Source organism: Halomonas elongata (genome assembly GCF_029081005.1).
Taxonomy (GTDB): Bacteria; Pseudomonadota; Gammaproteobacteria; order Pseudomonadales; family Halomonadaceae; genus Halomonas; species Halomonas elongata_B.
Genome location: NZ_JAJQTQ010000062.1, coordinates 1 through 810 on the forward strand (window position 1 = coordinate 1; position 810 = coordinate 810).

Below are 810 nucleotides of genomic sequence, written 5' to 3' on the forward strand. Positions count from 1 at the left end.
ATGCGGGTCTTCGCCGGCCGTCTGCCCGGTGGCGTGGCAGTACAGACCATCGTGGTGGCCTTCTTCCTCGCCGCCCTGTCCGGGATCATCGGCGGCGAGATCGTGCTGCTGGGGATCCTGGCACTGCCCCAGATGCTGCGCCTGGGCTATGACAAGCATCTGTCGATCGGCGTGGTCTGTGCCGGCGGGGCCTTGGGCACCATGATGCCGCCCTCGATCGTGCTGATCATCTATGGGCTGATCGCCAGCGTGTCGATCGCCGACCTGTTCACCGCGGCCATCACCCCGGCAGTGATCCTGATGATCAGCTACATCGCCTATGTGCTGGTGCGCTGCCTGCGCAACCCCGCCATGGGGCCGCCGATGAGCGATGTCGATCGCCAGGAAGGCTTCGCCAACCGCTGGCAGGCCCTCAAGGCAGTCATCGTGCCGGGGCTGATCGCGCTGCTGGTGCTGGGCTCGATCTATGGCGGCGTGGCCTCGGTGACCGAGGCGGCGGCCATGGGCGTATTCGGCGTGCTACTGGCGGTGGTGCTGCGCGGCGAGTTCTCGGTGAAGACCCTGCACGAGAGCCTGGGCCAGACGCTGACCACCTGCGGCATGATCATCTGGATCGGCATCGGCGCCGCGGCCCTGGTCGGGGTCTACAACCTGATGGGCGGCAACCGCTTCATCTCGGGCATGATCACGGGGCTCGACGTGGCGCCGATCGTGATCCTGCTGGTGATGATGGCGATCCTGCTGGTGCTGGGCATGTTCCTCGACTGGATCGGCGTGGCCATGCTGACCCTGCCGATCTTCGTGCCGATC

At 66.3% G+C, this 810-nt stretch carries 1 protein-coding gene; it reads left to right on the forward strand.

The genetic code is table 11. The features are described from left to right. Positions 1–810, forward strand: an 810-nt coding sequence (locus tag LU493_RS19420; protein ID WP_275289454.1) for a TRAP transporter large permease subunit, incomplete at both ends; no start/stop codon positions are given.